This window comes from Spirabiliibacterium mucosae (assembly GCF_014884965.1).
In the GTDB taxonomy this organism is placed as follows: Bacteria; Pseudomonadota; Gammaproteobacteria; order Enterobacterales; family Pasteurellaceae; genus Spirabiliibacterium; species Spirabiliibacterium mucosae.
In genome coordinates, this window is the sequence record NZ_JABTBO010000041.1 from 1 (window position 1) to 8,579 (window position 8,579).

Sequence of the window (8,579 nt, forward strand, 5' to 3'; positions counted from 1 at the left end):
TTTTTTATATCCCCAACGCTCAAGGTGATGACTCTTGCGCTCCGCGCTAGTGGCTCTATGGAGCCTAAAAACACCACAGCTTTTCACGAGGGTTAAAATACTAAAATAGAAAGTGCGGTTTCTTGTAATAACTTATAGCATAGATCGTTTTTTATCCTTAACATAAATCATAATAGAAAATACAATTGCAGCTAATACAGATAAAAAGTCAGCACCTATCCAGAAATAGGATAGACTCACAAAATCATAGATTTTCTGTCCATCAACAATCGTTGTTGTTTTATCTATCATGTATCCTGTCAAAAATTCTCCTAAGGATGCACCTATATAACCAAATAATCCCATCATACCAAGTGCAATACCTGATGCCGATTTATGCGATACATCAGTTGCTAATAGTCCACCTAAGAAGCATAACTGAATACCTAATGTGATTCCAAAAATAGACAATGCTATAACTGAGAACCAAGTATTGCCACTTGGCGCAAATAAAAATGCAGCTAGTGATAACGTATTTAATAAAGCAACAACAATCGTCATAACATTACGCTTGCCTTTTAAGAATCGATCCGATAGCCATCCAGACACAATCGTCCCTAAAATACCCACAATGCTATTTACACTTATAATACTTGCAGCCTCAACCGTTGTATAACCTTTTCCATTTTCGAGAAAAAAGACACCCCAGCTATTAACACCATAGCGACTAATATACATACAACAAGAAGCAACTGCTAAAATCCAAATTGCAGGACTTTTGATTACATCCCATTGATGTTTCAACACCTCTTTATTATCAAGCTCCTCTGTATCATTTTTCATCTTAATGATTGGCTTAAATCCTAGGCTTGCTGGGGAATCTTTCATCCAAATTAAAGCAATCAACATCCCTAGTAATCCAACAACACCAGAAAATCCAAATCCAATTCTCCAGCCAAAATAGCTAATTACAGCTGCAGTCACAACAAATGTAACACCTTCCCCAACATTGTGTGCGACGGACCAAAAACCATAATAAGATCCTCTTTCTTTATCGTCATACCATCTAGAAAGCGCGACAACACAAGGGCCTACACCCATTGACTGAAACCAACCATTAATACCCCAAATGATTGTCAATACTATAGCGCTTGTATTCATTCCCATAGCAAAGTTACACAGCGCAGAGATAAAAAGACCTAGCGATAAAAACCTAACAATATTTGAGTGATCAGCGACGGCACTATTGACAAATTTACCTACCGCATAAGTAATGAAAATTGCAGCACCAATAACACCTAACTCTGTCGGTGTTACAATATTTTCATTAACTAAAATAGGTTTAGCTACATTAAAAGAAAGACGACAAACATAAAAAGCAGCATAAGCAATAGAGAAAGCCCAAAAACTTTTCCAGCGTACACTTTTAAATTCTTTATCACTGTAGCTTCTTTCGGGTATTGCTGGGGATGCTTTGAAAAATCGAAAAATTGACATACTCAATCCTCCCTATTAGCTTCATGAATAAACTGGTGTAAAATGTCATAAATTTTTTATTAGCGGTAGCTAGGACTAAACTTCCTCTATGTAGACCATCATTTTCTAATACATCCTTTGAATAACCACCAGCCTCTATTACTAGTAATGTACCTGCAGCACAATCCCAAATATTCATATGTGGCTCATAGTATCCTATCAATCTTCCTGCCGCGACTTGAGCTAATGTCAGTGCGCCTGAACCATTTCGAACAAACATTCCTTTATTTATGAGTAAATTCTCAATAAATTTAGACATATCCTTAGGTCCACCTCTATGTGACATCCCAGCACCAACCAAACCATCTTGCAATGTTTCTGCCGACTGTATAGTATTCATGACATCGTCATTCAAATACGCGCCACGGCCTTTGAGACAATGAAATAATTCATCATGAAGTGGATCAAAAATTAATCCAGCAAAGAGTTCTCCCTTATCTATAATTGAGATAGAAATGCACCATGCATGAAGCCCATGTAAAAATGGACTCGTACCATCTATTGGATCGACAATCCAGCAAAACTGACTTTCTAATCCAGAGTAGCCTGACTCTTCTCCTAAAAAGCCATCACATGAAAAGTTGTGCTTTATTTCATCTCGTATAAATTGTTCGACCGTTTTATCGGCCAAGCTAACCTCATCTTGTTTATTATTTCTTTGCACTCAATAGACAATCCATCTCTCGTGTTGTAAAAATTTAGTGCTATGTCTCCTGCCTTTTTAATTAATAGTTGTGCAAAATGATATCGAGCGTCTCTTTCTTGCATAATCATCTCCTTTAAACCAACCAAAATGGAATATATGTTTCAGAATAACGACTAGATTAAATAAAACAAAATAAAAATTTCAATATTGTGATTAAGCTCAAACTTTTATCTGTAACACATTAAAATTATTAGCATAAGCCCTCACTATTTTTTATCCCAAGAAAGCGCTTGTTATGTTATGGCTATTCAACCTATGACAGACGCACTTTTGCTGTTATGGGCCGAACACCAACATAAAACGAAGACAGAAAACCCAAAGCGCGGTCACAAAGTCAACCACAAAAAGTTGAGAATCATTTTTATTTGACTTAAATCAAAAATCCTATATATTGTGTTTTAAAACAAAACAAACACAATATATAGTAACACCCGCACAACAACAAAAGGACCACACATGAAAACACTCGCTGTCATCAAACGCGACGGCGCTGTCGTACCCTTTGCCCAGGAGCGCATCCTCTGCGCCATCGACAAAGCGGCCAAAGCCGCAGGGCTCAACGACAACACCTTCGCCATCACCCAAAGTGCCGCTGTCGTCGACAACATCTACGCCCACCACGTTGACCAAATCGACATCGCCCAAATTCAAACCCTCGTGGAAACCCAACTTATGCGCGCCTGCCCAACCGTCGCGCGCGCCTACATTGAATACCGCCACGACCGCGATCTCGCGCGCGAAAAACGCAGCCAACTCACCCGCGAAATTGAAGGGCTGGTGGAGCAAAATAACCTCGACATCCTCAATGAAAACGCCAACAAAGACGCCAAAGTCATCCCAACCCAGCGGGATCTGCTCGCCGGCATCGTCGCCAAGCATTACGCCAAACATTACCTGCTGCCCGCTGACGTGGTGCAAGCCCACGAGCGCGGCGAGATTCACTACCACGATTTGGACTATGCGCCGTTCTTCCCGATGTTCAACTGCATGCTGGTGGATCTCAAAGGCATGCTGCAAAACGGCTTTAAAATGGGCAACGCCGACATCGACACGCCCAAATCGATCGCCACCGCTACCGCTGTGACGGCGCAGATCATCGCGCAAGTGGCCAGCCATATTTATGGCGGCACCACGATTAACCGCATTGATGAGGTGCTCGCCCCTTATGTGCAAAAAAGCTACGACAAACACCTCGCTGTGGCGCAGGAATGGGGCATTGCTCGCGCGCAAGATTACGCCCGAGAGCGCACCGAAAAAGAGTGCTTTGATGCCTTTCAATCCTTGGAATATGAGGTCAACACGCTGCACACCGCCAACGGGCAAACGCCGTTTGTCACCTTTGGCTTTGGCCTTGGGCTGAGCTGGCAGGCGAAATTGATCCAACAGGCCATTTTGCAAAACCGCATTGTGGGCTTGGGCAAAAATCACAAAACCGCCGTGTTCCCGAAACTGGTGTTCACCCTTAAAAAGGGCGTTAACCTCACCCCCGATGACCCAAACTACGACATCAAGCAGCTTGCGCTCAAATGCAGTGCCGAGCGGATGTATCCTGATGTTTTAAATTATGACAAAGTCGTCGAGGTCACCGGCTCCTTCAAAGCGCCGATGGGGTGTCGCAGCTTTTTAGGCAGGTTTGAAGATGACCACGGCGAGCAGCACGACGGGCGCAACAACCTCGGCGTGGTCAGCCTGAATTTGCCCCGCATCGCGATTGAGGCGCAAAAAGATGAAGTGCGGTTCTACCACTTGTTAGATGAACGCTTGGCGATTGCCAAAAAAGCGCTGCTCACCCGCATCGCACGGCTGGCCAACACCAAAGCGCGCGTGGCGCCGATTTTATATATGGAAGGCGCCTGCGGTGTGCGCTTGGCAGCTGATGACAACGTGGCGGAGATTTTCAAGCACGGCCGCGCGTCAATTTCGCTCGGCTACATCGGCATTTTTGAAACCATCACCGCACTTTACGGCGGCCATATTTATGACGACGCCACCTTGCGCGAAAAAGGCATCGCGATTGTGGCCCACCTGCGCCGCGCGGTCGATGCCTGGAAGGCGGAAACCGGCTACGCCTTTAGCCTCTATTCCACCCCGAGCGAAAACCTCTGCCACCGCTTCTGCCGCTTGGATTCTCAGCAATTTGGCACTATCGCAGGCGTGACCGACAAGGGCTATTACACCAACAGCTTTCACCTCGATGTGGAGAAAAAGGTCAACCCATACGACAAAATCGACTTTGAAATGCCTTACCCCGCGCTGGCCAACGGCGGCTTTATCTGCTACGGCGAATACCCAAACATGCAACACAACCTCAAAGCGCTGGAAGACGTGTGGGATTACAGCTACACCCGCGTGCCTTATTACGGCACTAACACGCCGATTGATGAGTGCTATGAATGCGGCTTTAAAGGCGAGTTTGACTGCACCAGCAAAGGCTTTGTTTGCCCAAGCTGCGGCAATCACGACGCCAAAACGGTCTCCGTCACCCGCCGCGTGTGTGGCTACCTCGGCAGCCCCGATGCGCGCCCATTCAACGCTGGCAAGCAAGAGGAAGTCAAACGCCGGGTGAAACATTTGTAAAGAAAATAAAATGAATTACTTACAATATTATCCCGTGGATGTGGTCAACGGCGAAGGCACGCGCTGCACGCTGTTTGTCGCGGGCTGTACCCACGCCTGCCGTGGCTGCTATAATCAAGCCAGCTGGCGCTTTGACGCAGGTTTGCCCTTCGATGAGGCGATGGAACAGCGGATTATTAATGATCTCCTTGATACCCGTATCCGCCGCCAAGGCCTCTCTCTCAGCGGCGGCGACCCCCTCCACCCGTGCAACGTGACCGCACTTTTGCCTTTTGTGCGCAAGGTCAAAACCCTCTGCCCCGGCAAAGATATCTGGCTGTGGACAGGCTACACCCTCGCCAATCTCACCCCCGACCAGCGCGCTTTGGTGGACTATATCGACGTACTCATCGACGGCAAATTCGACCAAACCCAAGCCGACAAAACCCTACAATGGCGCGGCTCCCGCAACCAAGTGATCTATTATTTGAAGGGGTGAGGTTGGGCAAAATCAGATTAGAAAAATATGATTTTTATAATACGCACCTCTAGCTTGTCATAATAGTGTCATATTTGTCTATTATAATGCCGTTATGATTTGTTATTGGACTATTATTATGAAACTGATTCACTTCTCATGGGGCATCTTGTTCGGCATTTCACTGCCGACACTCGCAACTCAGTCAATTTCGTCATACGATCTTCCAAAAACACTTATCAAGAGTGATAAAAAAATTTTTCAAGGTGGATTTGGTTCTGATGCTGCAGTCGATCCCCAAAATAATCGTCGCTTTTATGCATTAACCGATCGCGGGCCTAATATAGATGGCAATGAAAAAGGCACTAAAATTTTTCCGATTCCTGATTACACACCCAGTATAGGGCATTTTGCGTTTACTCAAGACAATTCAATTGTGCTATTAAAGCGTATCGAATTAAAAAATCCTGAAGGCAAAAAGCTTACAGGTTTACCTAACCCTAAGGGGTTGGGAGCCACAGGTGAAATAGCGCTTGATAACAATAAAAAGCCAGTAGGTACAGATCCTTATGGGATTGACAGTGAAGGGCTTGCTATAGCAGATGATGGCTCTTTTTGGGTATCGGATGAATATGGCCCCCATATTGTACATTTTAATTCCGAAGGCGTTGAGCTTGAACGCATAAGCCCTTATGGTGTTAATACTCAAGGCAGAAAACTCCCTGCCGTTTTTGCAAAGCGAAGAGCTAATCGTGGAATGGAGGGTTTAACGTTAACACCAGATCAAACCACTCTTGTTGGGATTATGCAATCTACACTTTTCAATCCAAGCAAAAAAGAAGCTATCAATCGCACTCTAACAAGGATTGTTACTTTTGACTTAACGACAGGGAAAACGAAACAATTTTTATATCAACAAAATGCCGATAATTTATCTAATTCTTCTATTATTGCATTAAATAATTATCAATTTTTAGTTGGCGAGCGTGATGGAAAATTTGCAGGTATTAAATCCGCTGCACAAAAACACGTTTATTTAATTGATATACGTAAATGCAACAGATATTTCAGGGGATTCAACGGCACCGACAGGTTTGTTACTCAATGGAAAAACACTTGAGCAATCAAGCTGGGAAGAAATAAATCAAGCCGGAATTAAAACTGTATCGAAAAGATTAGTATTAGATCTTGTTCAAACCAACAATTATCCTCATGATAAATTTGAAGGTATGTGGTTAATCGACAAAAATCATTTAGCCGTTATCAATGATGATGATTTTGGCATCACATCCGAAGATGGTAATCTGGTTGAAAAAATACTCCCAAATTCTTCAACCCAAGATACAGGACGTGTCTATATTTATCCCATTACTCTCGACTAATCAGAGATAATAACACAATGAGCAAGCTATTTTTGCCTTGCTCTTTGAACAGAAAAAGTGCTCATGGCTGAAAGCGAGCATGATGATAACGTCATCATATAAGTTAACCATAACCGCACTTTTATCTCCCATACCTAAGATTAACCCTAACTTCAACCCCGAAAAACGCTAATCGATTAAATTACAAGCAAAAACCCTAAACTTTTTGCAATTTTATGAATCTATATCACATTTCTTGAAATTGGCTTTGCAATCAATCACTTTTCTTCGTTACCATAAATGCCAAGATTATTTTTCAACTAAAAAAGGAGTTAGGGAGCAGTAATGGCCTATCCAATCAGCCAAGAGAAACAGAAAACGAATAAAACATTAGATAAAGTCAAGAAGTGTATTGATGATGTGCTCGACAATGTGATTATCAAACCGCTCTTTTCCGATTATGGGTTCTACCAAAACGATCACATGTTCGGGATCTTTCAAAGCAAAACCTTCTATTTACGCGCCGAGGAAACGCTCGCCAGCGATCTTGAAAAGCTAGGTTGTAAAGTCAGCCATAATAATAAAAATCAAGCTCTTTCCAACGATTACTACAGCGTCCCGTTGCGATTGATGCAAGATACCGCTGTGTTCAAATCCATACTGACCGCTTCAATCGAGCAACTTGCTGATAAAAAGCAACAAGTTACTCGTGTGGAAAAAAGACTTATTCGGCAATTAATTAATCTCAGTTACAAGCACGAACGGCCATTGAGCAAGGTCGGGATCCGCACAGTGGAGTGCCTAAAACGCGTTGGTGCGGTGCATGCTTATATCTTGCTAAAACAGCATAAAATCAAAGTTACTCTACAATTTTTCTGGAACTTACACGCCGCTTTACTCAATATCCCCGTTGGCCTATTAACCGAAGAGCAACAACACGAAGCCTATACAACGTTTAAAAACCGCGATGCTAGAAAATGGGGCTAGAACCTGATCCGTTTAGAGCACCGTATTAGAGCATATTAATTTTTGTTAATTAAAATAATAGAGATAGAGGAGTACCAATGGCCTATCCAATTAGCCAAGAAAACAGAAAACGAACAAAACATTAGATAAAGTCAAAAATGTATTGATGACGTGTTAAGTGACGTGATTATCAAACCGCTCTTTTCCGATTATGGATTCTACCAAAACGATCACATGTTCGGAATTTTTCAAAGCAAAACCTTCTATTTGCGCGCCGAAGAGGCGCTTGCCTGCGACCTTGAAAAGCTGGGCTGTAAAGCCAGCCTTAATAATAAAAATCAAGCCCTTTCTAGCGATTACTACAGTGTCCCGTTGCGATTGATGCAAGATACCGCCGTGTTCAAATCCATTCTAACCGCCTCAATCGAGCAACTGAGCGAGAAAAAAGAGCAGACAACGCGGGTGGAAAAAAGACTTATACGTCAATTAATTAACCTCAGTTATAAGCATGAACGGCCACTCAGCAAAGTCGGGATCCGCACGGTTGAATGCCTAAAACGCGTCGGTGCGGTGCATGCTTATATCTTGCTCAAACAGCATAAAATCAAAGTTACTCTACAATTTTTCTGGAACTTACACGCCGCCTTGCTCAACATTCCTGTTGGTCTGTTAACGGAAGAACAACAACACGAAGCCTATGCGCGCCTAAAAACCGCGATGCTGAAAATGGGGCTAGAGCCTGATCCGTTTAGAGCACCGTATTAGAGCTATTTTGTATGGAGTGTACGGTCATAAACTTTGATGATTTGTTGCCTGTCATCACTCCGTCATGGCGCTATGATTGCATCGTTTCGAGCTGGCGCTCGGCGCGCACTTTCATAACTCCGTTATGACTATCGCAGTTCCGCCTGCGGCGGCTTAGGGCGTTGTTTGCGCAAGCCCCTAAGAACCCAACGCACCCCAGGTTCGCCGCTGGTCGTACTGCGCTCCGTGGTTA

General features: G+C 43.6%; 8 protein-coding genes. 6 read left to right on the forward strand and 2 right to left on the reverse strand.

The features are described 5' to 3' along the window. Positions 1-132: 132 nt before the first annotated feature. Positions 133-1,476: an MFS transporter gene (locus tag HPC37_RS10450; protein WP_208123054.1), complete on the reverse strand. Its 1,344-nt coding sequence runs from the start codon at positions 1,474-1,476 to the stop codon at positions 133-135. Further along, positions 1,418-2,146, reverse strand: a complete 729-nt coding sequence (locus HPC37_RS10455; RefSeq protein WP_235961764.1) for an inositol monophosphatase family protein — start codon at positions 2,144-2,146, stop codon at positions 1,418-1,420. Before HPC37_RS10455 ends, HPC37_RS10450 begins: the two co-directional genes overlap by 59 nt. Before the next feature lie 531 nt (positions 2,147-2,677). On the opposite strand from HPC37_RS10455, the gene nrdD reads away from it, so the two are divergent. The 6 genes from nrdD to HPC37_RS11205 all read left to right on the forward strand — a co-directional run bounded on the left by nrdD (position 2,678) and on the right by HPC37_RS11205 (position 8,347). Beyond that, the gene (gene nrdD / locus HPC37_RS10460; RefSeq protein ID WP_208123055.1) at positions 2,678-4,798 is read left to right on the forward strand and encodes an anaerobic ribonucleoside-triphosphate reductase; all 2,121 of its coding nucleotides are present in this window, start codon (positions 2,678-2,680) and stop codon (positions 4,796-4,798) included. 10 nt (positions 4,799-4,808) lie between these two features. Further along, on the forward strand, positions 4,809-5,276 hold the full coding sequence (gene nrdG, locus HPC37_RS10465) for an anaerobic ribonucleoside-triphosphate reductase-activating protein (protein WP_208123056.1): 468 nt from the start codon (positions 4,809-4,811) through the stop codon (positions 5,274-5,276). Between the two features lie 118 nt (positions 5,277-5,394). After that, on the forward strand, positions 5,395-6,375 hold the full coding sequence (locus HPC37_RS10470) for an esterase-like activity of phytase family protein (protein ID WP_208123057.1): 981 nt from the start codon (positions 5,395-5,397) through the stop codon (positions 6,373-6,375). Continuing rightward, positions 6,350-6,637 (forward strand): esterase-like activity of phytase family protein, encoded by a 288-nt coding sequence (locus HPC37_RS11115; RefSeq protein ID WP_208123058.1) that lies wholly within the window; start codon positions 6,350-6,352, stop codon positions 6,635-6,637. Before HPC37_RS10470 ends, HPC37_RS11115 begins: the two co-directional genes overlap by 26 nt. Positions 6,638-6,961: 324 nt before the next feature. Next, entirely contained in the window at positions 6,962-7,603 is a 642-nt protein-coding gene (locus tag HPC37_RS10480) for a TfoX/Sxy family protein (protein WP_208123059.1), read from the forward strand. Positions 7,604-7,765: 162 nt separating this feature from the next. After that, a complete protein-coding gene (locus HPC37_RS11205; RefSeq protein WP_208123060.1) occupies positions 7,766-8,347 on the forward strand; it encodes a TfoX/Sxy family DNA transformation protein in 582 nt (193 codons plus the stop codon). Positions 8,348-8,579 lie beyond the last annotated feature (232 nt).